Annotated in this window: 18 protein-coding genes; 9 read left to right on the top strand and 9 right to left on the bottom strand. The window is 70.7% G+C overall.

The window, feature by feature from the left end:
- The first annotated feature begins 32 nt into the window (after positions 1-32).
- Genes OG714_RS03975 through OG714_RS03955 form a run of 5 tightly spaced genes read left to right on the top strand, consistent with a single transcriptional unit; the run spans position 33 to position 4,454 of the window.
- Positions 33-812 carry a FadR/GntR family transcriptional regulator gene (locus OG714_RS03975; RefSeq protein ID WP_406118541.1) on the top strand — a complete coding sequence of 260 codons (780 nt, stop codon included), beginning with the start codon at positions 33-35 and terminating at the stop codon, positions 810-812.
- On the top strand, positions 809-1,954 hold the full coding sequence (dgoD, locus tag OG714_RS03970; RefSeq protein WP_406118539.1) for a galactonate dehydratase: 1,146 nt from the start codon (positions 809-811) through the stop codon (positions 1,952-1,954). Before OG714_RS03975 ends, dgoD begins: the two co-directional genes overlap by 4 nt.
- On the top strand, positions 1,951-2,772 hold the full coding sequence (locus tag OG714_RS03965) for a hypothetical protein (RefSeq protein WP_406118538.1): 822 nt from the start codon (positions 1,951-1,953) through the stop codon (positions 2,770-2,772). Before dgoD ends, OG714_RS03965 begins: the two co-directional genes overlap by 4 nt.
- Before the next feature lie 45 nt (positions 2,773-2,817).
- Positions 2,818-3,465: a bifunctional 4-hydroxy-2-oxoglutarate aldolase/2-dehydro-3-deoxy-phosphogluconate aldolase gene (locus OG714_RS03960; protein ID WP_406131711.1), complete on the top strand. Its 648-nt coding sequence runs from the start codon at positions 2,818-2,820 to the stop codon at positions 3,463-3,465.
- Positions 3,462-4,454 (top strand): sugar kinase, encoded by a 993-nt coding sequence (locus OG714_RS03955; RefSeq protein WP_406118537.1) that lies wholly within the window; start codon positions 3,462-3,464, stop codon positions 4,452-4,454. The genes OG714_RS03960 and OG714_RS03955 overlap by 4 nt, the downstream gene beginning before the upstream one ends.
- Position 4,455: 1 nt before the next feature.
- Here OG714_RS03955 and OG714_RS03950 read toward each other — a convergent pair whose 3' ends face one another.
- From OG714_RS03950 to OG714_RS03910, 9 genes are all read right to left on the bottom strand, one after another.
- Positions 4,456-4,635, bottom strand: a complete 180-nt coding sequence (locus tag OG714_RS03950; protein ID WP_406118536.1) for a hypothetical protein — start codon at positions 4,633-4,635, stop codon at positions 4,456-4,458.
- 36 nt (positions 4,636-4,671) lie between these two features.
- Positions 4,672-6,399, bottom strand: a complete 1,728-nt coding sequence (locus OG714_RS03945; protein WP_406118535.1) for an MOSC domain-containing protein — start codon at positions 6,397-6,399, stop codon at positions 4,672-4,674.
- Between the two features lie 129 nt (positions 6,400-6,528).
- Complete coding sequence (locus OG714_RS03940) at positions 6,529-9,510, bottom strand: glycoside hydrolase family 2 TIM barrel-domain containing protein (protein ID WP_406118534.1); 2,982 nt, start codon at positions 9,508-9,510, stop codon at positions 6,529-6,531.
- A gap of 57 nt (positions 9,511-9,567) precedes the next feature.
- Positions 9,568-12,300, bottom strand: coding sequence for an alpha-mannosidase (locus OG714_RS03935; protein WP_406118533.1), 2,733 nt, complete (start codon positions 12,298-12,300; stop codon positions 9,568-9,570).
- Between the two features lie 29 nt (positions 12,301-12,329).
- Positions 12,330-13,187 carry a carbohydrate ABC transporter permease gene (locus OG714_RS03930; protein ID WP_406118532.1) on the bottom strand — a complete coding sequence of 286 codons (858 nt, stop codon included), beginning with the start codon at positions 13,185-13,187 and terminating at the stop codon, positions 12,330-12,332.
- A 26-nt stretch (positions 13,188-13,213) separates the two neighbouring features.
- On the bottom strand, positions 13,214-14,161 hold the full coding sequence (locus OG714_RS03925) for a carbohydrate ABC transporter permease (protein ID WP_406118531.1): 948 nt from the start codon (positions 14,159-14,161) through the stop codon (positions 13,214-13,216).
- Between the two features lie 7 nt (positions 14,162-14,168).
- Entirely contained in the window at positions 14,169-15,503 is a 1,335-nt protein-coding gene (locus OG714_RS03920; protein WP_406118529.1) for an ABC transporter substrate-binding protein, read from the bottom strand.
- A 268-nt stretch (positions 15,504-15,771) separates the two neighbouring features.
- Entirely contained in the window at positions 15,772-16,779 is a 1,008-nt protein-coding gene (locus OG714_RS03915; RefSeq protein ID WP_406118528.1) for a LacI family DNA-binding transcriptional regulator, read from the bottom strand.
- Positions 16,780-16,898: 119 nt separating this feature from the next.
- Positions 16,899-18,152, bottom strand: coding sequence for an ROK family protein (locus tag OG714_RS03910; RefSeq protein ID WP_406118526.1), 1,254 nt, complete (start codon positions 18,150-18,152; stop codon positions 16,899-16,901).
- Positions 18,153-18,291: 139 nt separating this feature from the next.
- Here OG714_RS03910 and OG714_RS03905 point away from each other — a divergent pair, with 139 nt between their 5' ends.
- The 4 genes from OG714_RS03905 to OG714_RS03890 all read left to right on the top strand — a co-directional run bounded on the left by OG714_RS03905 (position 18,292) and on the right by OG714_RS03890 (position 22,840).
- Positions 18,292-19,578: an MFS transporter gene (locus OG714_RS03905; RefSeq protein ID WP_406118525.1), complete on the top strand. Its 1,287-nt coding sequence runs from the start codon at positions 18,292-18,294 to the stop codon at positions 19,576-19,578.
- 55 nt (positions 19,579-19,633) lie between these two features.
- Entirely contained in the window at positions 19,634-21,070 is a 1,437-nt protein-coding gene (locus OG714_RS03900) for a carboxylesterase/lipase family protein (RefSeq protein ID WP_406118523.1), read from the top strand.
- 69 nt (positions 21,071-21,139) lie between these two features.
- A complete protein-coding gene (locus OG714_RS03895) occupies positions 21,140-21,736 on the top strand; it encodes a hypothetical protein (RefSeq protein WP_406118522.1) in 597 nt (198 codons plus the stop codon).
- 180 nt (positions 21,737-21,916) lie between these two features.
- A complete protein-coding gene (locus OG714_RS03890; protein ID WP_406118521.1) occupies positions 21,917-22,840 on the top strand; it encodes an expansin EXLX1 family cellulose-binding protein in 924 nt (307 codons plus the stop codon).
- Positions 22,841-22,842: the final 2 nt, after the last annotated feature.

Here is a 22,842-nt window from a genome sequence, read left to right as displayed (position 1 = left end):
ACGCTCCCCAACCAGCAGAAAGGCTGTACGACATGACGCCCTATGCCCGTCGAGGCGTGCACGGCCAGACCGTGGAACTCCTCGCCCGCCGCATCCTGGGCGGTGAGATCCCCGAGGGCGCCACGCTGGATCTCGTGGCGCTGCAAAGCGAGTTGGACGTGAGTCTGACCGCGCTGCGCGAGTCGCTGAAGGTGCTCGCCGCCAAGGGGATGGTCGACGCCCGGCAGCGGCGCGGCACCTTCGTACGCCCCCGCGCCGAGTGGAACCTGCTCGACGCCGACGTGCTGCGCTGGCAGTTCGAGGGCGCCTCCACCACCGAGTCCGACCGGGCGCTGCTGCACAACCTCGCCGAGGTGCGCGCCATCATCGAACCCGCCGCCGTACGCCTGGCCGCCCAGCGCCGCACCGACGCGGACCTGGCCGCCCTGGACGGCGCCCTCGACGCGATGGGGGAGCAGGGCTCCGACGCCTCCCACGCCGTGGAGGCCGACCTCGCCTTCCACCGCGCCCTGCTGGCCGCCACCCACAACGAACTCCTCGAACGCATGGAGATGGTGATCGAGTCCGGCCTGGCACACCGCGACCGCATCGTGCACAGCGCCCCGCACAGCGAGGACCCCGTCCCGGCCCACCGCGCCGTCCTGGACGCCGTACGCGACCAGGACCCGCGGGCCGCCGAGGCCGCGATGCGCGCCCTGCTCGACCAGGCCGGCCGCGACCTGGACCGCCTCGGCGACTCCGAAGACGACGAGGGCTCCCCAGCGGACTCCGTTCAGGACTCCGAGGAAACGGAAGGCTCCCGGTCTCAGTGAAGATCACCCGTGTCGAGACCTTCCTGGTCCCGCCCCGCTGGCTGTTCTGCCGCGTCGAGACCGACGAGGGCGTGGTCGGCTGGGGCGAACCGGTCGTCGAAGGGCGCGCCGAGGTCGTGCGCGCCGCCGTCGACGTCCTGGCCGAACACCTCGTCGGCCAGGACCCGTTGCGCATCGAGGACCACTGGCAGGTGCTGACCAAGGGCGGCTTCTACCGGGGCGGCCCGGTCCTCTCCAGCGCCGTCGCCGGCCTCGACCAGGCCCTGTGGGACATCGCCGGGAAGACGTACGGCGCTCCCGTCCACGCCCTGCTCGGCGGCCCGGTGCGCGACCGCGTCCGGGTCTACGCCTGGGTCGGCGGCGACGAACCCGCCCAGCTGAGCGAGCAGATCACCGCCCAGGTCGAGGCCGGTTTCACCGCCGTGAAGATGAACGCCGCCGGAGCCACCTCACCGATCCCCACCCCCGCCGAGACCCGCGCGATCGTCGCCCGCGTGGCCGCCGCCCGTGAGGCACTCGGCCCCGACCGTGACGTCGCCGTCGACTTCCACGGCCGCTTCACCGCCGCCGGCGCCCGCCGCGTCCTCGCCGAACTCGCCCCGCTGCACCCGCTGTTCGTCGAGGAACCCGTCCTGCCCGAACACGGTCATCAGCTCGCCGGCCTGGTCGCGTCGAGCCCGGTACCGCTCGCGACCGGTGAACGCCTCTACGGACGCGCCGAGTTCCTGCCCGTGCTCGCCGCGGGCATCGCCGTCGCCCAGCCCGACCTGTCCCACGCCGGCGGCATCTCGGAGGTCCACCGCATCGCCTCCCTCGCGGAGGCCTACGGCGCCCAGCTCGCCCCGCACTGCCCGCTCGGCCCGATCGCGCTGGCGGCCAGTCTGCAGGTCGCGTTCGCCACGCCCAACTTCCTCATCCAGGAGCAGAGTCGGGGCATCCACTACAACAAGGACGCCGACCTGCTCTCCTACCTCGTCGACCCCGCGCCGTTCCGGTTCGTCGACGGCCACGCGCTGCGCGGCGACGCCCCCGGCCTCGGCATCACGATCGACGAGGCCGCCGTACGCGCCGCCGACCGCACGGGTCACGCCTGGCGCAACCCCGTGTGGCGGCACCCCGACGGCTCCTTCGCGGAGTGGTGACCGTGTCGCTCGACATCGTCATCGACCGTGCCCAGGGCGGGCGTTGGACCTCACTGCGTACAACGGCGGGGCGCGAGTGGTTGTGGCGGCGTGAGGCTTCGGAGCGGGAGAAGGTCTCGCCGGGTGACGCCTTCGTGGACGCGGGCGGACTGGAGGAGTGCATACCGACGGTCAGGGGCGCTCCCGACCATGGGGACGCCTGGTCACGGCCCTGGACGCGGGAGGGCGAAGCGGATGTCGTTCGCTGCGAGCGCTTCACCTTGGCACGCACGGTGCGTGCCACTGGCGACGGGGCTGTGGCCGACTACGTTCTGACGGCCGACGCGGGCTTCCGCTTCGTGTGGGCCGCCCATGCCCTGCTCGACCTCTCCGACCGTGCGCGTGCGCACCTCCGCGAGGGGGCGCGGACCCGGCTCTTTCCCGAAGCCGCGCGCCTGTTGGACCGGGAGTGGCCGGACGGTGCCCCATGGGTGGAGGGTGACTGGCCCGCACCGTGCGGGCTGCGCCTGGACCGGTTCGGGCCGGATGACGGCACCGCCGTAGGGGCTGTCGTGGACGCTTCCGACTGCTGCGTCCACGACCGGGCCGACCGTCTGTCGCTCGGTCTCGAAGCCGACGGACAGCCCTTGTCCATCGCCCTGTGGCGCAACCTGGGCGGCTTTCCCGCCCGGCACCCCTACCGCAGCACCGGCGTCGAACCGATGCTCGGCCGCGTCTTCGACCTCGCCGAGGCGGGCCCCGGTGACGCCGCCCGGGTACCCGCCTCGGGGGAAGTGCGGTGGCGGCTGACGCTGTCCACGAACTGCCGCTGCGCCTGAACCGCCTTGTACAGGAAGGGAATTCGTCACATGGATCTTCGAAGCATGGATCTCCGGGCGGCCCTGGTCGCCCACCGCCTGGTCGCGATCGTCCGCGGCACCGACCCCGAAGCCGCCGTACGCACCGTACTGACCCTCGCCGAGGAAGGCGTGAAACTGATCGAGGTGTCCCTGACCGGTACGGACGCCCTGTCCGTCATCGAGCGGGCCCGCGAGGAACTCGGCCCCGACCGGCCGCTCGGCGCCGGTACCGTCCTGACCGCCGACGACGCCCGCGCCGCCCATCGGGCCGGCGCGAACTTCGCCGTCACCCCGGCACTGGTGGACGGTATCCGCGAGGCACATCGGCTGGAACTACCGGTGATAGCAGGAGTGTTGACGCCTACCGAGATACTCGCCGCACGTCCCCTCGGTGTCGCCGCGTTGAAGATCTTCCCGGCCGCGGAGGCCGGCGGTCCCGCCTATCTGAAGGCATTGCGGGGCCCGTTCCCGCACGAGGTGTTCGTACCGGTGGGCGGCGTCGACGAGGTGGCTGCCCGGGAGTACCTGAACGCCGGAGCGACCGCCGTCGGCGTCGGTTCGCCCCTGGTCGGCGACGCGGCCGACGGCGGCAGCCTGACGGATCTGCGCGCCCGAACTCGCGCCTTTCTCACCGTCGTTGCGGAAGCCTCGTTCGCGCGGGAGGCGTCATGAACAGCGGATGGCAGCCGACCGAAGGCGCGGTCGTCTGTATCGGGGAGACCATGGCGGCCCTCGCCCCCGCGCCGTCCTCGTCGCTCGAGTGCGCCGACGATCTGCGGGTGTCGGTGGCCGGGGCGGAGTCCAACGTGGCCATGTATCTGGCCGACTTGGGGATTCCCGTCTCCTGGCTCTCGGCCGTGGGCGACGACCCGTTGGGACGGCGGGTGCTCGCCGAGGTCGGCGCGGCGGGTGTCGATGTCAGTGGTGTGCGGTGCGATCCGGAGCGGCCGACGGGGCTGCTCGTGAAGGAGCCGACCGGTTCGCGGACCCGGGTCCACTACTACCGCGGCAACTCGGCGGCCTCGGCGATGGGTCCCGACGTACTCGACGACGACAGACTGAGATCGGCCTCCGTCCTCCATCTCACGGGTGTCACACCGGCGTTGTCCCCGTCCTGCCGGAGCCTGGTGGCCACCGCGCTCACCGTCCCGGCCGCTGAACGGCCGTATGCCATCAGCTTCGACGTCAACCACCGTCCCGCGCTGTGGCCGCCCGGTACGGCCGCCACCGTGCTGCGCGACCTGGCCGACCTGGCCGACATCACCTTCGTCGGCCTCGACGAGGCGCGGGAGTTGTGGGACGCGGACCTCCAACCGGCCGACGTACGGGCGCTGTTGCCGCACCCGCGCCTTATCGTCGTGAAGGACGGCGGCCATTCCGCCATCGCCTTCAGCGACGAGGGCATGTGCTCCGTGCCCGCGCTGGGCACGGATGTGGTGGAGCCCGTGGGCGCGGGCGACGCGTTCGCCGCCGGGGTCCTGACCGGGCTGCTGCGCGGCGAGGGCCTGGAGCGTGCGCTGCGGCTGGGGCACATCACGGCCGCATCGGCCCTCAAGGTGACCGCCGATCACGGTCCCCTGCCCGACAGCGCCCGGATCGAACGGCTCCTTGACCTCCCGACCCACGAATGGGCGGCAGGGGCAGGGCAGTCGGCCTCCTAGCTCAGGGGGACGGCACCGCGTCGACCGCTCCCGGCCCCTCGGGTACGGCGGTGGTGACGTCGGGTGAAGGTGACACCGACGGGACGTTCGCGGGCCTGACCGGGGCCTCCCGCCACTGATGCGTCGCTGCGAACACGACACCGATCACCGCGGCGGCGGGACGCAGCGCGAGCAGGTCCACCGAGTCGGCTTTTCTACGGCGAGTGCGCGACGGCCCTCACATGTCCAGGACGATGTCCTCGCCGGGCCGGGCGCAGCAGATCAGGATCTCGCCGTCGGCCGGTGGCTCCAGCGGGTCGGGGGAGTAGGTGATCGTGCCGGACAGCAGGGGCGTGACGCAGGTGTGGCAGACGCCGGTGCGGCAGCTCCAGCGGGTGGGTACGTCGCAGGCGTCGGCGAGTTCGAGCACACTGCGGTTGTTCTCGTCGTCGAACGGGACGGCGATGCCGCTGCGGGCGAACGTCACCAGCGGGCCGGTTCCGGGCGGGCCCGGAGGCTGGTGGGGTGCGCGGGCGGGATGGTCGGTGAGGCCGGGGTTGATGGCGCCCAGGGTTCCGAACAACTCGGTGTGGATTCGCGCGGGGTCGATGCCCGCCTCGGTGAGGGCCTGCCGCATGTCGGTCATGAACGGGGCGGGGCCGCAGATGTAGGCGGTCGCGTCGGCCGGGACCGAGAGCGCGATCAGCCTGTCCTTCGTGAGGCGTCCCGGGGCGGCGTGGGCGCGCTGCCGTTCCTCGGGTGTGGCCGCGCTGTAGAACACGTGCTCGTGCGCGTCCGGCAGCGAGGCGAGCAGGTCGTGGGCCTCGGCGGCGAGGGGGTGTTCCCGGGGGCCGCGGGCACCGTGGATCCACCAGACCTCGCGCTTGCTGCCCTGTTCGGCGAGCTCGTGCAGCATGGACAGCACCGGCGTGAGACCGATACCGGCGGAGACGAGGAGCACCGGTCCGCTGCCCTCGTCGTAAACGAACTCCCCACGGGGCGCGGCGACTTCGAGGACCGCGCCCGGTCGTAGTCGTGTCGTCAGGTAGCCGCTCGCGGTGCCGTGGGGCTCGTGTTTGACGCTGATCCGGTAGCTGCCGGCGTCGGGTGCGGCGGACAGCGAGTAGCTGCGCACCGGGGCGGGGCCGGTCGTGGCGGGGATGCGCAGGGTCAGGTACTGGCCCGCGCGGGCGGCCGGGAGTGGGGCGTCGTCCGGGGTGGTCAGCCGGATCGAGGTGACCGTCGTGCTCTCGGGGACCACGTCCGTCACCCGCAGCGCGCGGAAACCGTCCCAGGCCGGGCGGGCGGCGGTCGCCGGACCGTCGGCGGCGGCGAGCAGTTCACGGAACGACCCCTGCCAGCCGGGGCTCAGCGCGGGCACGTCCAGGGCGAGGCGCAGCTTGGCCGGGTCGCGGCCGGGGAGATAGAGCAGCGCGTCGGTGTCGGCCACGCTCAGCGCGCCCGGACCGGTCCTGGTCCGTACGATCCGGTCGCCGGCCTGCACCTGCCCCTCCCGCACGACCCGCATGTAGAACCCGGGCCGGTGATGGCTCACCAGTAGCGCGGCCAGCTCGGGTGCGCCGAAGCGCATGCCGACGCGGTAGCAGGTGACGCGCGGCTGGGTGACCTCGAACTCGGCCTCGCCGATGCGGTACCGGTCGCCGATGCACACCTCGTCGTCCAGCAGGCCGTCCACGGTGAGGTTCTCGCCGAACTGGCCGTAGCCGAGGTCGTCGCGGCCGAAGTGCCGCTGCCAGTGCCGGTACGACTGGATCTGGTAGACGAGCACGGCCCGCTGCTCGCCGCCGTGGCCCGCGGTGTCGCCCTGGCCGTCGCCGTCGATGTTGAGCCGGCGGACCATCGCCGGACCGACCACCGGGTACTTCCACACCCCCGTGTAGACGTTCCTGCCCTGCCAGGGAACGTCCTTCGGCATCCCGACATTCACCGACAGCAGGGTGGGCATCGGAGCGCTCCTTCCCACGGGGACGACCGGGTTCGATCGCGCCGGCCAGGGCCCCGAGACGGCAGTCGTCTCCTCCCATACTGAGGGTGCGGCCTCCGCCGTGCGAGACCGCACCCGGTATGGACCGAACTAGTTCGGTGCGATGATCCGGAGCCTGATCGTCCGGGCTTCGGGGCGCAGCGCGAACTCGGGCCACACGTCCGGACCGCAGGCCCGGGAGCCGAGCCCGTGCTGGGCCGCGTCGACGAACAGTCGGCTCGTCGTCGATTCCGGCAGCTCGTACGGGTGTCCGGCCTTGGCGATCTCCTGCGGGGTGTGGCGGCTGAGAGTGAAGCCGGGGCGGCGACCGTGGGTGTCCGGGAGCGCCTCGACGCGCAGCACTTCGGTGTCGCCGCTGGTCAGGGCCAGTCGGCGGAGTTCCGAGCGGTGTCCGGTCTCCTGGGGTCGCGCGTAGTCGACGGAGAGGTCACGGACGGTGGCGGAGAAACGACCGGTACGGGCCGCACGCACACTGTCGGGGTAGGACTCCAGCGGGCCGAGGCCGAACCACTCCGCGCCGTCGACGGGAGCCGTGCCGTCGGGCAGGTCGAAACGCACCCCGATCCGCGGCCACACCGTCTGCCAGCCGCGCGAGGGCTGGATCTCCACCCGCAGCTCCACCTCGCCGTCGCCCTCCCGCGACCAGACGGACTCCACCAGGACCGACAGGGCCGAGTCGGCGGCCGACACCTTGTCGACCGTCCGCAGCGCGTCCGCGGTCTGCTCCACGGACACCCTGCGCGAGGTCAGCCGGTCGAGCCCGTCGCGCAGCCACAGCTCGGCGTTGGACACCCCGGAGACGCTCGCGTCACTCTCGTCGACCTCGCCCCACGCGCCCTTGTCGTTGTCGGTCGGCGCCCGGAACAGCTCCAACCGCGGCCCGGCTACGGCGCGTTCGCCCAGCCTGACGAGAGACCCGCCGACGAACTCGGCGACGCCGAGCGTGAGGGTCCCGTCGCCGGACTGCCAGTCGAAGCGGCCACGGCCGGCGGGAACGGGACGGCGAACCGACCGGTCCAGCTGGGCGGTTGCGACGACATGACCCTCGGGCGCCCACACGGTTCCGGTCGCCAGCACCGCGTCGACCGTCAGCCAGGTCTCGGCGTCCGGCGACACCGGGACCGCCGGCAGCGACACCCGGCCCGAGTCGCCCGCCGCGACGGACGGGACCTCCAACTCGCCTGATTCCACAGCCAGTCCGTCGTGCTCGACCCGCCAGCGGAAGCGCAGGTCGGACGTGTCGGCCGTATGCCGGAGATTGGTGATCGCGACCTTGTCGCCGTCGAAGGCGAACCGCACCGGCGCCACGACGGCCTTGAACTCGTGGAGGCTCGGAGTCGGCACGTCGTCGCTCAACACCATGCCGTCCATCACGAAGTTGCCGTCGTGGATCACCTCTCCGAAGTCGCCGCCGTACGCGTAGTACGGCGTCCCGTCCGGGGTCCTCGACAGGATGCCGTGGTCGCGCCACTCCCAGACGAACCCGCCGTGCAGGCGCGGGTGTTGGTGCACCAGCGCCTCGTACTGGTCGAACGCGCCCGGCCCGTTGCCCATCGCGTGCGCGTACTCGCACAGCAGGAACGGCTTGGTCCGCTGCCGGGCGCCCTGCGCGGGCGTGCAGTTGAGCAGCGGGGCGCGGGAGCCGTCGGTGCCGATCTGCTCGGTCTCCAGCACGGACGCGTACATGCGCGAGTAGACGTCGGTGTACTCGCCGGTGTGGTCGCCCTCGTAGTGGACGGGGCGTTCGGCGTCGCGGGCGTGGACCCAGGCCGACATGGCGGCGAGGTTGCTGCCGGTGCCCGCCTCGTTGCCGAGCGACCAGATCACGATGCTGGGGTGGTTCTTGTCCCGCTCCACCGTGCGCTCGATCCGGTCGAGGTACGCCTCGCGCCAGGCCGGGTCGTCACTGGGGTTGCCGACCCAGCCGACCTTGTCGAAGCCGTGCGTCTCCAGATCGCACTCCAGGATCACCCAGAACCCGAGCTCGTCGGCGAGGTCGAGCAGCCGGGGATGCGGCGGGTAGTGGCTGGTGCGGATCGCGTTCACGTTGAACCGCTTCATCAGCGCCAGGTCCTCGCGCGCGTGCTCCTCGTCGAAGACCCGGCCGCGCTCGGGGTGGGTCTCGTGCCGGTTCACTCCGTGGAACACGACCCGGCGCCCGTTCACCAGGAACTGGTCCCCGCGGATCTCGACCGTACGGAAACCCACCCGCAGGGAGACGGTCTCCGCGGCCGTCGACACCGTGGCGTCGTACAGGCGCGGCAACTCGGCCGACCAGGGCTCCACTTCGGCGATGTCTACGGGTGCCACGTCGTCCGGCGTCGCCCAGACCTGCTCGACACCGAGTCCGGGAATGCGCAGGGTGACCGGGAACGCCGTGGCGTCGGCGACGACCTCGGCCTCGACCCGCCCGTGCCCGTCGTCGAAGCCGGTCCGCAGCCAGACGTCCTCGATGCCGCCGGCCGGCCGGGCGGTCAGGGTCACGTCGCGGAAGATGCCCGGCAGCCACCACTGGTCCTGGTCCTCGACGTAACTGGCCGCCGACCACTGGTGCACCCGCACGGCGACGACGTTCTCACCAGGGCGTACGGCGGACGTCACATCGAATTCGTGGGCGAGGCGGCTACCGCCGGCGCTCCCGATCCCGGTGCCGTTGACCCACACGCGGAAGAGCGACTCGACACCGTCGAAGCGCAGGACGACACGCTCGGCGTCCGACCAGTCGGCGGGGACGTCGAAGGTGCGGCGGTAGTCGCCGGTGGGGTTCTCGTCCGGGACGTACGGCGGGTCGATCGGGAACGGGAACTGGATGTTCGTGTAGATGGGGCGGCCGTACGCACCGTCGCCCTCGAGTACCCAGTGGGCGGGCACGGGGATGCTGTCCCAGGCCTGGTCGTCGAAGCCGTCGGCCGCGAAGTCTTCCGCCGCCGACGCAGTGGGGGACAGGCGGAAACGCCAGGACCCGTTCAGGGAAAGGGACTTCGCGTCGGAGTGCAGCCACGAGCGCGCCGGGCGCAGGGCACCACGCCCGGGTGCGAGGTCGGAAACATGAGGGGAGAACTCGGGAAGCACGAGGTCACAACGCTTTCGTGAGAGCAGAACGGGCGTATGGCATTCGATCATGGCGGCCTACCGGAGCACGACGCTGTGGATCTCCCATGGACCGAGGGCGAGGTCGAGCGCGTCCCGGACCTGGGTGCGGGAGATCGTCCGGCCCAGCAGATCGACCGTGGCGGCCTCGCTGAACGACCCCGTCACCCGGACCGTCGTCGCCGCTCGGTCGCTCATCGCGGTCAGGCGGACCTCGATGCCGGGGCCGTGCTCGTCGTCGGTGACACGGCGGACGGCCGAGACGAGTACGTCCTTCCCGTCGACGCGCAACCCGGCTGTGTCGGGCGGCAGTTGACCGCCTGCGGGCGCGGTTCCGCGCGTGACCAGTACGTCGTTTCGGAACTCCTCGGCGAGAGCGACCGCGTTCGCACCGCGCCAGCCCGTCGCCGAGGGGACGACGGCGAACCGGTTCTCGATCCGCATCCCGAGGTCCTGCGCACCGGGTACGGGGATCTCGCTCGCCGCCGGTTCGTCGCGCAGGGGGTGGATGTTGACGCTGATGGAGCCGATCGCGCGCAGCAGCGTGATCGCGAGTTCGGAGCCGTCGCCGACGAGTTCGTACTCACTGGAGTGGTCGAGCAGGACGGTGGCGGCACCGGCCGACACGAACGAACCGGCCGGGAAGGTCGGGAGCGGAAACTCGCCCCAGCCACCCTCGGCGGTCAACCCCCGCTCCGTGACGGCGAATTGACCGGCGGCCGCGGACGCCGCCACCGGTTCGGGCAGCGGTACGTGGAAGCGCAGCCGGTGGTCGGCGGACTGGTTGAGGAAGGAGACGGACACCCGCATGAAGGGCTCGCCCGCGCGCACCTCCACGAGCGTCTCCACCGGCGTCGGCACGGTCTGTTCACCGCGCACATCACGGTCGCCGGAGAGCGCGGCCGGCCACGCGTAGACCCGGGTGACCCGCATCCGTGCGCGCAACGGGCCGCTCTCGACAAGCTCGACGGCGATCTCCGTCGGCTCCGACACCAGGACGTCGTGCGCCGGGGGAGCGTAGTTGTAACTGTCGCCCCGGTCACCGCCGTCGACGAGGCGGCCGACGCCGTACAGCACGGTGCCGTCCGGCCCGGTCAGATCCAGGGTGCCGTCGGCGGCGACCGTGACCTCGACCAGACCGTTGGAGAGGGTGCGGTCCGTCGCCGTGGCGGGCGCATGCGACGGTACGGCGACGGAGGCGCGGTCGCTCGGCTCGACCCGGAAGGACACCAGCCCGGAGGCGGGCACGTCGACGGGCACGAGCGCGGTGGCCCGGGCCTCCTCCAGCGTCAACACCCGCCACTCACCCGGGTGTTCGGCCGCCGCCGCGGCGACCTCGCGGCGCAGGATCAGCAGGTCGAAGGGCCCGCTGGCCGGCACCTCGGCGAGGTGGAAGACGAGGGCGCCGGGGGTGAGTTCGTAGTGGTCGATCTGGCGGCCGAAGAGTTCGCGGCGGTGGATGCGGCGCAGGACGCGTTCGAGCCGCGAGGCGTCCATGCGCTCGTCGCTGAGGACGGTCGGGGCCTCGGAGATCAGTTGTACGGGGGCTGTCGAGCCGTCGGCCGTGGTCGCGATCAGCGCTGTTCCCCCGGGCGGGGCCACGACGTCCACCTCGACCAGCACGGAGCGGTCGAACGGCAGCGGGTTGGCGACCAAGTGGCCGTCGCTCGGGACCAGTTCGGCGGGCTCGGTGAGCGCCGCGTCCCGTACGGCCCGGGCTGTCTGTGCGGCTTCGGCGAGGCGTGCGGCGACCTGGTCGCAGGTCTCGTCGGTGCCGGAGCCGACGACCGAGTCGTGCGCGGTCGACTCGATGATCTTGTGCCAGGCGAGGTCGATGAACGGCGAGTCGTCGCGCCGCGACCACAGGGCGTTCATGCGCTCGGCGTGGTCGATCGTGCGCTCCGCGCCGGCCATCCGCTGCTTGAGCCCGAGCCGCACCGAGAGCACGCCCGGCAGGATGTTGCCGCGCACATGGCTGCGCAGCTCACCGGTGACGACGGCGGACACCTCGTCACGGACGTGCTTGCGGAGGTACTCGTCGAGGGTGGCGATGGTGATGGCGCGGCCCTCGGCGGCGGCCTGCCGTAGCCAGGAGGCGAGTTGGGGATCGGGCGCGTTGTGGTCGGTGCCGGCCATCGCCAACACCGGGTCGCCGCCCCAGCGTTCGGCCGTCATCTCGGCGTAGTCACCGAGCGCGCGGCCGATCCGGTCGGGTACCAGCAGGACGTCGAGGCCGTTGTCGTAGCCGTCGAAGAGGAACTCGGTGCGGACCTGGGAGCCGTCCGGCGCCCGCCACTCGAAGGCGTGGCCCTCGACGGAGCCGGGCACCCCGCGCCACAGCGCCGCGTGTTCGATGCCGGCGCGCGCCAGGATCTGCGGCATCTGCGCGACGTGCCCGAACATGTCCGGCAGATAGCCGATCGGCATCGCCCCGCCCAGCTCGGCCGCGGCGGCCCAGCCCATCCGCAGATTACGGACGATGGTCTCGCCGGAGCAGAGGAACTCGTCGAGCAGGATCAGCCACGGCCCCACCGCGAGCCGGCCCTCGCCGACCAGGGCCGCCACACGCTCGCGGTTCTCCGGCCGCATCTCCAAGTAGTCCTCGATCGCGGCCATTTGACCGTCGACGGTGAACCGGAAGTCCGGGTCCGACTCCGCCGTCTCCAGCACGGTGTCGAGAGCGGCGACAAGCCGGTGCCGGAACACCTGGAAGGGCTCGTACCACTCCCGGTCCCAGTGGAAATGGGGCACGAACACAGCGGGGTTGGGCATCGCGAGAGGCACCTTCTGTGCGGGGACGGTCACTTGAGGGAACCGGCGGCGAGTCCGGTGCGCCAGAACCGCTGGAGCAGGACGAACAGGATGATCACGGGCACGATCGACACCAACGAGCCGGTGATCACCGACTCCTGGAGGAGCGGGGCGCGGGCCGTCTGGCCGTTCCACTCGTACAGGCCGAGCGTGATCGGGAAGAGGGACTCCTTCTGCAGCATCACCATCGGCAGGAAGAAGTTGTTCCAGATCGCGACGAACTGGAACAGGAAGATCGTCACCAGCGACGGCGTCATCAGCTTGAACGCCACCGAGAAGAACGTGCGGAACTCACCGGCACCGTCGAGGCGCGCCGACTCCAACAGCTCTTGCGGGACGGCCGCGTTGGCGAAGATCCGCGCGAGATAGACGCCGAACGGGCTGACGATGCTGGGCAGGAACACCGCGAAGTACGTGTTGACGATCCCCGTCGCCGAGAACAGCAGGAACAGCGGGAGCGCCAGCGCGGTGGTCGGGACGAGGACACCGCCGAGGATGACGGAGAACAGGAACTCCCGCCCCCGGAAACGGAACTTGGCGAGCGCGTAGCCGCACAGCGCCGAGATCAGCGTTCCCACGGCCGCGCCCAGCACCGCGTAGATCACGGTGTTGAGGGCCCACCGCCCGAAGATGCCGTCGCTGCGGGTGAACAGGACGCGCAGGTTCTCGAACAGGTTGAAGTGCGAGAACGTCAGGCCGTTGGTGGCGGCGAGGTCCCCCTGCGGCTTGGTGGCGGCGACGATCAGGAAGTAGATCGGCAGCAGGAAGTAGATCGCCAGGAGAAGCATCAGGGCCATCGCGGCCGTACGGCTGACCTGGCTCTCGCGGTTCACGGATGGCTTGTTCATGGATCGGCCGCTCATGGATGGGTTGTTCACAGGCCGGCCCTCTTCGACGTCAGTCGCATGAACCCGAAGCTCAGGACGAAGGTGATGACGGCGATGACCACGGAGATCGCCGCGGCCTGCTGGTAGTTGTTCCCGGAGGCCACCGCGTAGGCGAGCATGTTCGGCGTGAACGTGCTGGAGATGTTCGAGGAGATCTGCCGCAGCACGGCCGGCTCGGCGTAGAGCTGGAGGGTGCCGATGATCGAGAACACCGTGGTGAGGACGATCGACGGGGCGATGATCGGGACCTTGATCCGCCACGCGATGGCCCAGTTGCTCGCGCCGTCGAGCTTGGCGGCCTCGTACAGCTCCTGCGGGATCGACTGAAGTGCCGAGAACATGATCAGCATGTTGTAGCCGGTCCACAACCAGGTGGAGATGTTCGCCGCCGACCACAGCACGGCACCCGGCCCGAGGAAGTCGGGGTGGAGCCCGATGCCGTTCAACAGGTCCACGACGGGGCTGAGTTGGGGCGAGTAGAGGTACGACCACATGATCGCGGCGATCACGCCGGGTACGGCGTACGGCATGAACGCCGTGATGCGGAAGACCGACTTGAGCCGCAGCAGGGGAGTGTCGAGGAGCAGCGCGATGACCAGGGCGACGAACAGCATGACCGGCACCTGCACGATGCCGAACAGGCCGATGCGCCCGACGCTGGACCAGAACTCGCTGTTCTGGAAGACCTTCTCGTACTGGTCGAAGCCGCCGAAGGTCGTGTACGAGGTGCCGTACTGCCCGCCGGTGCGGCGCACGACGCGGACGCTCTGCCACAGCGCGTAGCCGACCGGCACCAGGTAGAAGAGCACGAACGGGAGGAAGAACGGGATCACGAACGCGAAGATGGTGCCCGCCCGGGGGCCGCCGCCGTTGAGTCGGCGACGGCCCCCGGGTGACTGCACCACGCGCGCCGCGCGAGTTGCGATGTCGGTCATTGCGCGGTCACTTGCCCGCCGCGGCCGGGATCGCCTGGTCCTTCATGGACTTCAGCGCGGCCGCCTGAGCCGCCGCCAGCGCGTCGCTGAGCGTGCCGTTCCCGGCCGCTGCCTTGGCCATCGCGTCCTGCAGCGCGAGGTTCACCGTCTTCTGCGTGGGACCCCAGGCGAAGCTGGTGTTGATCTTCCTGGACGAGTCGGCGAAGACGTCGAAGATCTTCTCGTTGTTGTAGTACGGAACTCCCTTGGACAGCGCGGGCAGTTGGAGCCCCGCGTTGGCCGCCGGGTAGAGGCCGCCCAGCTGGTTCTCCAGCGCGAGGGCCTCCGGGTCGGTGTTGAGCCAGGTGTTGAACTTGACCGACTCGTAGAGGTGCTTGCTGCCCTTCATGAACGCGACGGTCGAGCCGCCCCAGTCACCGGAGGCGCCGTTCGAGCCCCACGTCGGCATCGGGACGATCGTCCACTTCCCGGCCTGCTTGGGGAGGTTGTCGCGGAACATGCTGTAGCCCCAGGCGGCGCCGACGTAGCTGGCGATCTGGTCCTTCTGGTACGCGGCGTACATCTGCGTCGAACCGTTGGCGAGGTCGGTGCGCACCAGCTTGCCGGCGATCAGCTTCTGCCAGTAGTCGGCGACCTGCTTGCTCTGGTCCGAGGCGACGGTGACCTGCCACTTGTCGCCGGAGTAGCTGTACATCTGCGAGTCGTTCTGCCAGAGCAGCCCGTTGAACCACTCGGCGTTGTTCGGGTCGAAGAACGTGATGTCGAGCTTGGAGTCCGCCTTGTGCAGCTTGGCCGCGGCGGCCGCGTACTCGTCCCACGTCTTCGGGATCGCGATGTCGTACTTCTTGAAGATGTCACTGCGTACGTAGAGGGCCATCGGGCCGGTGTCCTGCGGCAGGGCGAAGACGCCGGTGCCGCCGAAGCTGGTCTGCGACCAGGTCCACGGCACGAACTTCGACTTGGCCGCGGTGGCCGCCGAACAGGCCGAGGCGTCCACGAACGCGCTCTGGGTGCGCAGGTTGGGCAACTCGTCGTAGCCGACCTGGGAGAGGTCGGGGGCCTTCCCGGCCTTGAGGGCGTTGCTGAGGGTGCCGTACTGGTCGTTGGAGATGTTCTTCGTCTCGACCTGGATGTTCGGGTTCTTCTTGTTCCACAGGGCGACGACCTTGTCCATGCCCGGAACGGTGTTCCAGTACTGGAGGGTGACCTTGCCCTTCGCCGGTGCGCAGGAGGCTGCGGATGTCTTCGTCGACGGCGAGGACGACGAGCATCCGGCGAGTACGGCGACACTGGCGGCCACGGCGACGGCGCCGAGGCGGATGCGCGTGATTGTGCTGCTCATGGTTTCCGTTCCAGACAACGACTAGCGGCGGTGCTAGGCGGCTCGATGCTGATCCCGAGGGCGGAATGCCTTCTGGGTGGAAGGGACGTGGGCACACCATTTCCCAGGGGTCTAAGAGCGTCCCGTGAGCGCTCCCGTGAGCGCTCCCGTGAGCGCTCACGGGACTGCTTGCAGATAGACCTCGACATGCGTTTTGGAATGTTCGGAAGTCTGCGCTTCGGCCCGGGCGAGTGTCAAGACATTCGGACCGGATGCGCACGAGTGGCGGTCAGGCGGAGCCGCTCAGCCGCAGTTCGCCGCGTACGACCAGGTCGTCGGCGGTAAGCGCTTCCCCTCCCGAGAGCAGCCGCGCGACCTGCTCGATGGCGAGGGCGCCGAGCCGGCGGGTGTCGAGGGCGACGCTGGTGAGCGGGGGCTCGACGAGTGCCCCGAGCTGCAGACCGTCGAAGCCGATGACAGCCAGCTCCTGCGGGATGCTCCGGCCGAGCCGGCGGGCCTCGCGCAGGGCGCCGATCGCGATGATGTCGTTGAACGTGAAGACGGCGGTGACGTCGGGGTGCTCGGCGAGCAGTTCCCTGAGCGCCGATCCGCCGCCGTCGGCCGTCTGGTCCGCGGGGACCATCAGGCCGGCCTCGATCCCGTGGGCCGTCGCGGCCGTGGTGAACCACTCGTACCGGATGCTCGGCTCGGCACGCGTGTGGTGGTCGAGCATGCCGATCCGGGTGTGCCCCCGCGCGACCAGGTGGGCGACCGCGGCGTGGACGCCGGCCGCGCCGTCGATCTGGATCGCGCTGAACCGCGTGCGCTGTTCCCGGCCGATGAGCACCACCGGCATGCCGCGCGTGGACTTCTCCAGTTCGCTCTCGGGGCAGCTGAAGTAGCCGATGACCGCGTCCACTTGGGAACTGATCACCTGGAGTGTGCCGCGTTCCACCTCCGCCCGGTCCCCGGTGTCGTACACGACGACCTGCCAGCCCCGGGTCCTGGCCGCCTCCAGCGCGGCGGCGGCGACCTCGGTGAAGAACGGGTTGAGCAGATCGGGGATCACCAGCCCGATGGTCATCGTGTCCTGGCGGACCAGACCCCGGGCGAACCGGCTCGGGCGGTAGCCGAGCGCGCGAGCGGCGTCGAGCACCCGCTGTTTGGTGACGCTGTCGATCTCGTCCTTGTCGTTCAGCGCCCGTGACACCGTCTGCCGGGACACCCCGGCGGACTTGGCGACGTCATTGATCGTGATCTTCCGGGGTTCCGTCCCCGTTGCCGACGGCACCACCATCGCCCACCTCCCGCTTCTCGCGAACGCAGGTGCGCGCGCAGAGCCCGAGTATGCATGTACGAGGGCGGCCGTACGAAGCCACGGCCGGAAGCCGGGACGGCGACAGCGAGGGTGCCGGCCTACTGGGACGGCACGGTCACCGGGGTCCGGGGGAGCGCCGGAACACTGGTCGGATCGTCGAGCAGGGCGTCGCGACAGGTCTGGAACGCACCGCGCAGCGTCGCCTCGCCGCCGAGGACGCCGAAGGTGATGGACGGCTGCATGTCGGGTGCCAGGGCACGGCGTCCGGCGAGGCGTTCGTCCAGGCCGGGCAGGAGCCAGGGGGCCCAGGTGGCGAGGTATCCGCCGAGGATGATCTCGCCGGCGTCGGTGACACCGGACACGCCGAGGACGGCGGCGCCCAGCGCGTGCCCGGCCGCGTCGAGCGCGGCGACCGCGTCCGGATCGCCCGCGTGCAGCCGGCGGTCCAGCTCGGCCAGCGCCGCTTCGCCCCCCTCCGCCTCGGCGACGCGGTCCAACCCGGCCGCGTGGATGAGGGGTTCGGGTCCGATGTACGTCGCCAGGCAGCCCCGGGTCCCACAACGGCAGTCGGGGCCGTCGAGGGCGATCGGCAGATGCCCGATCTCACCCGCCATGCCGTGACTCCCGCTGTGCACACGGCCGTTGACGAGCAGCCCGCCGCCCACGCCTGTGTCGGCCTTGATGTAGGCGACCGTGTCGGGATGCTCCAGGCCCTCGGCCGCGAGGGCGTGGTACTCGGCCAGCGCGGCCATGTTCGCGTCGTTCACCACGTCAACAGGGCAGGCCAGCAAGGGGAGTTCGGCCACGACGAGGGCGCGGAGGTCGGTGGTGCGCCAGCCGAAGTCGATCGCGGCGGCCACCAGTTGGGAGTGCCCGACGACCGGACCGGCCATGGCGACGGCGAGTTGAGCGAGATGGACGTACGGCGAAGCCTCCCGTACCGCCGCCTCGGCCGACCGCACCACGCGGCCGATGACCGCGGCCAGCGCGCGCGGATCGCCGTACGGCGCGTGGTGGGGAGCCGACTCGCGGTGCAGGACGCGGCCCCGGAAGTCCGCCGCCATCACGTGCACGGACTCCAGGCTCACCTGGGCGGCGAGCACGACCACGCGTTCGGGGACCAGCCGCAGCAGACGCCGGGGGCGGCCCCGCCCGGCGGCCGGTACGGAACCCGCCTCGGCGACCAGGCCGCGGTCGATGAGCTCCGCCACCAGCGCGGTGACCGTGGCGTGCACCAGTCCGGTGCCGGCCGCGACCTCCGTACGGGCACACGGGCCGTGGGCGTCGAGGTACCGCAGCACGAGGGCCAGATTGCGGCGTCGAACGTCGGCGGAGTCGGCGGGGGCGTTCACGTCAACGATTGTGCCCCCGCCCGACGGGATCCGGACATGGTGGCGAAGACATTTTTTTTCGACTCTTGAAATAAATAAATCGGCGTGGCCATACTCCCGGCACCGGCAACGGTGCCGGTCCGTCCCCGTGGAGGCGTCCTTGTCCGCTTCGACCTCTTCCGCCCCCGCCACTCCCCGAACGGACGACACCCCGGGCAGCTCCCCGGTGAACGTCCTGATGTGGTCGATGGGTGCGGGATTCGCCGCTCTCTACACCGCCTACGCCGGTCTCGTCGTGGTTCTGCTTCCCGCTCAGATCCAGAACCTCGACGCCGCCGCGAAGGAATCGAACCTCGCGCTGGTGACGATGACCTCGTCGATCGTCACGCTCTTCGCCCAGCCGATCATCGGCGCCATCTCCGACCGCACCCGCGGGCGCCTGGGCCGCCGTACCCCCTGGATGCTGTTCGGCGCCGTCGGCGCGACCCTCTCCCTGCTGGCCATCTCGCACGCCACCACCCTGCTCTGGCTCACCCTGATGTGGGTCGCCGTCCAGGTACTGCTCAACGTGGTCCAGGCTCCGCTCACCGCCGTCATGGCCGACCGTGTGGCTCCCCGCCGGCTCGGCATCGTCTCCGCCTTCGTCGGCCTCGGCTCCAACCTCGGCGTCACACTCGGCGTGATCCTCGCCGCCCGCTACGCCGGACGCCTCGGCCTCGGCTACGGCGTCATCGCGGCCGTCGTCCTGGTGACGGTGCTCGCCTTCGTCCTCCTCAACCGCGACCGGACCCGCCCCGAGCCCCCGGAGCCCTTCTCCTGGCGGGAGTTCCTCACCGGCTTCTGGGTCTCACCGCGCCAACACCCCGACTTCGCCTGGGCGTTCGTGGCCCGCATGACCTTCATCCTCGGCTACTGGGGAGTCGCCACCTACCAGCGCTACGCCCTCCAGGACTACGTCGGCCTGGACGGCGGCGCGGTGGACAGCGCCCAGCAGCTGATGTCCGTGCTCGCCCTCGTCGGCACCCTCGCCGCCGCCATCCCGGCGGCGAAGATCTCCGACCGCACCGGCCGCCGCAAGATCTTCGTCATCGGCGCGTCCGTCCTGCTCGCCCTGTCCATGGCCATCCCGCTGGTCAGCCCCACCCTGCCCGCGATGTACGCGTACGCGCTGGTCAGCGGCATGGGCTTCGGTACGTACATGTCGCTGGACATGGCCCTGATGACCGAGGTCCTGCCCAAGGGCGCGGCGGCCGGCAAGGACCTGGGCATCCTCAACATCGCCACCAACATCCCGCAGGCGCTGGGACCGATCATCGCCTCCGTGCTCATCACCTCGTTCGCCGCGGGCTCCGACAAACTCCCGGGCTACCGGGTGCTGTTCGCCTTCGCCATGGCCGTGGTACTGATCAGCGCGCTGGCCATCCGGCCGATCAAGGGCGTCAAATAGCGGACCGAGTATCGACACCCACACTCCGCCCCCACCTTCACAAGGAAGTTGCTCCGTGCCCCAGTCCGTACTCGCTGCCACGTCCCTGGGCCCCGTCCTCGGGACGTGGCAGCACACCACCGCCCGCTTCCTCGGCATCCCCTACGCCGAGGCCCCCGTCGGAGACCTCCGCTTCGCCGCCCCCGTCCCGACCAAGCCGTGGACCGAACCCCTCGACGCCACCCGGTACGGGCCCACCGCGCAACGCCGCCCCTTCGTCCTCGACGGCCCCACCACCATCCCCGAGCCGTCGATACCGGGCGACGGGGTACTCAACCTCAACGTCTTCACCCCCGACCCCAACCCCGGCGCCGACCTGCCGGTCCTCGTCTGGATCCACGGCGGCGGCTACGTCGCCGGATCCGCCGCCAGCCCCTGGTACGACGGCTCCGCCTTCGCCCGCGACGGCATCGTCCTCGTGTCCATCGGCTACCGGCTCGGCATCGAGGGCTTCCTCCACCTCGACGACGCCCCCGACAACCGCGCCGTGCTCGACTGGATCGCCGCGCTGACCTGGGTACGCGACAACATCGACGCGTTCGGCGGCGACCCCGGAAAGGTCACCATCGCCGGCCAGTCGGCGGGTGGCGGTGCCGCGCAGACCCTGATGGCGACCCCCTCCGCGCACGGGCTCTTCCGCGCCGTGATCTCCCAGTCCGGCGCCATCAAGTCCCCACAGCACCGCCGCGACGCCCTCGCCGACTCGGCCCGCCTGACCGAACGCACCGGCGTCCCCGCCCTCGCATCCGCCCTCCGCGACCTCACCGGCGACGAACTGCTCGCCCTCCAGGACGCCTTGGCCACGCCCGAGGCAGGCCTGACGCTGGCGCCCTTCGCGGACGGGGAGTTGATCCCGGTCCCGGTGTCCGACGCCTTCGCGAACGGCAGCGCCGCCCCTGTCCCGCTCCTGCTCGGCTTCACCCAGCGCGAGTTCTACCCCCCGCCCGGAACCACCCCAACACCCCTACCCACCGAGGCCGTTGACGCCATGCTGACCGGTCACGGCCTCGGCCCCGACGCCGTCACCGTCTACACGGCCCTCCAGGACAGGGCGGACCCGTCACTCCGCATGGGCCAAGCCCTCACCGACGCCATCTTCCGCGGCCCGTCCCTCGCCCTCGCCGAGTCTCACGCCCACCACGAACTCCCCACCTGGCTCTACCACTTCACCTGGGGCAGCGCCGCCCACTGCGTGGAGATCCCCTTCGCCTTCGACCTCCTGAACGCCGAACGCGTCACCGCCGCGACGGGCCCGAACCCACCCCAGTCCCTCGCCGACGCGATGCACGGCGCCTGGGTCGCCTTCATCCGCGACCTCGACCCGGGCCCGCACTGGCCCCGCTACACCAACAAGCGCCGCACGACGATGACTTGGGACACCGACCCGCAGGCCCTCGACGACCCACTGAGCGCGGAACGGCGTATCTGGACGATGTCACCGGACACGCCATGAACCGGCTGGACGTCCGCCACCGCGACGGCGTGCCTATGCTGCGCTGAGGCAGGTCGACGGGAGGCGTGTATGCACAAGCCCGGCATTCAAGTGCTGGCCAGGGCGACGGTGGTGGTGTCGGTGATGATCGCCGCGGCGGCCTGCGGCGATCATCAGGATCCGGCGACGACAGCCCCTTCAAGGGTCGCCTCCCCGGATTCCTCTGTGTACAGCGCCGAGTTGGAGAAGAGCGACCTCGAGTGGAGCGGCAGCCCCAGCCCGTACAACGCCCAGGTGAAACTCGCCGACGGACGCCGCGTGGCCCTGCACTACCTGAGCGGCAAGGGGCTCGTCGAGCAGCACTACAGCCCCCGGGCGAAGGCGTGGACCGAACCCAAGGTCATCTACCGGACCAAGACCGACGCGTGCCAGGGCATCGAACTGCGCGCCAAGAACGGAACCGTCGCCGCGATCGCCGACTTCGGGACCTACTGCTACGACGGTGAACCGCCGACCGAGTCCATCGCGGCCATCGGTACCAGCAGCCTGACCGAGTGGAACGTCAACGTCACGAAGAACTTCGACGGCTGGGAACGGGCCTCCGTCTCCGACGACGGGCAGCAGGTCGTCTTCACGGCGGACAGCACTCTCCGTTGGAGCCGGGCCGGCGGGTTCGAGCGTAAGTAGCCGGCCTTCAGGCCGCATGGATCCTCTTCGGTACGCATCAGTAACCCCGTGAGCACGACGACGCCACACCCGTCTCCAACTACGCCGCCAGAGAAAGGGCTTGCCGCCGCCCCGCCGCGGCTGGCACGATCGCTGCTTCCCTCACTCCGAGCAACGGGTGGCGGCCATCTAGGAGGTCCGGTGAACAAGCGGTGGCTGTTCCTGTCGGCGGCCGCGGTACTCATCGTCGTCTCCCTGGCCCTGGTGCTCCTGCCCGGCCAGAAGGGCAACGAGGAAGTGAAGGCCGAGGCGGGAAGCGTCGTGACCGAGCCCTCCGCGACCAGCACGAGTACGTCCAACTCGCCGTCCCCGAGCGGCAGTTCGACCGCCTCCGCGCGGGCGACCGCCGCATCGAAGAAGCCGTCGGCGACGCCGTCCGCCCACGCGCCCACCACCTCGGCCGCACCGCCGGCCACGAAGACCGGTCAACAGGCCTCCGGCACCGCACCGTTGGCCGGACGCATCCGCCCCAGTGTCACCTACCGGGGAGTCGCCACCTTCTACGACGCGGACGGCGGCGGCGCTTGCCTGTACGACCCGAGTGGTGACGTCATGACCGGCGCGATGAACACCTCGGACTACGAGTCGTCCAAGGCGTGCGGAGCGTACGTACTCGTCCACGCGGCCAACGGCGCCACCATCACGGTCCGCATCACCAACGAATGCCCCGGGGACTGCGCACCCGGCCAGATCGACCTCAGCGCCCAGGCCTTCGCCAAACTAGCCGCCCCCTCGGCCGGCCGGATCCCGATCACCTGGAACCTGGCGAGCCCCAGCACCTCCGACACGATCTCGATCCGCTACAAGACGGGTTCCACCCGCTACTGGTGCGGCATCCAGGCGATCGGTCACCGAAATCCCCTGGCCCGCCTCGAAGTTCGCGCGGGCAGCGGCTGGCGTCAGCTGGAGCGCACCGACTACAACTACTTCATCTCCGAGGACGGCAGCGGCTGCGGCGGCGCGCTCAGGCTCACCGACATCTACGGCGAACAACTCACCGTCCCCGCACTCGCGGTCCGGGCGAACGTCACGCAGGCCACGCGGGTCCAGTTCGCCAAGCACTGACC

Origin of the sequence: Streptomyces sp. NBC_00989 (genome assembly GCF_045162655.1) — a bacterium.
GTDB lineage: Bacteria > Actinomycetota > Actinomycetes > Streptomycetales > Streptomycetaceae > Streptomyces.
Note: the sequence above shows the minus strand (reverse complement) of the source record. Positions and strands in the feature narration are given on the sequence as shown.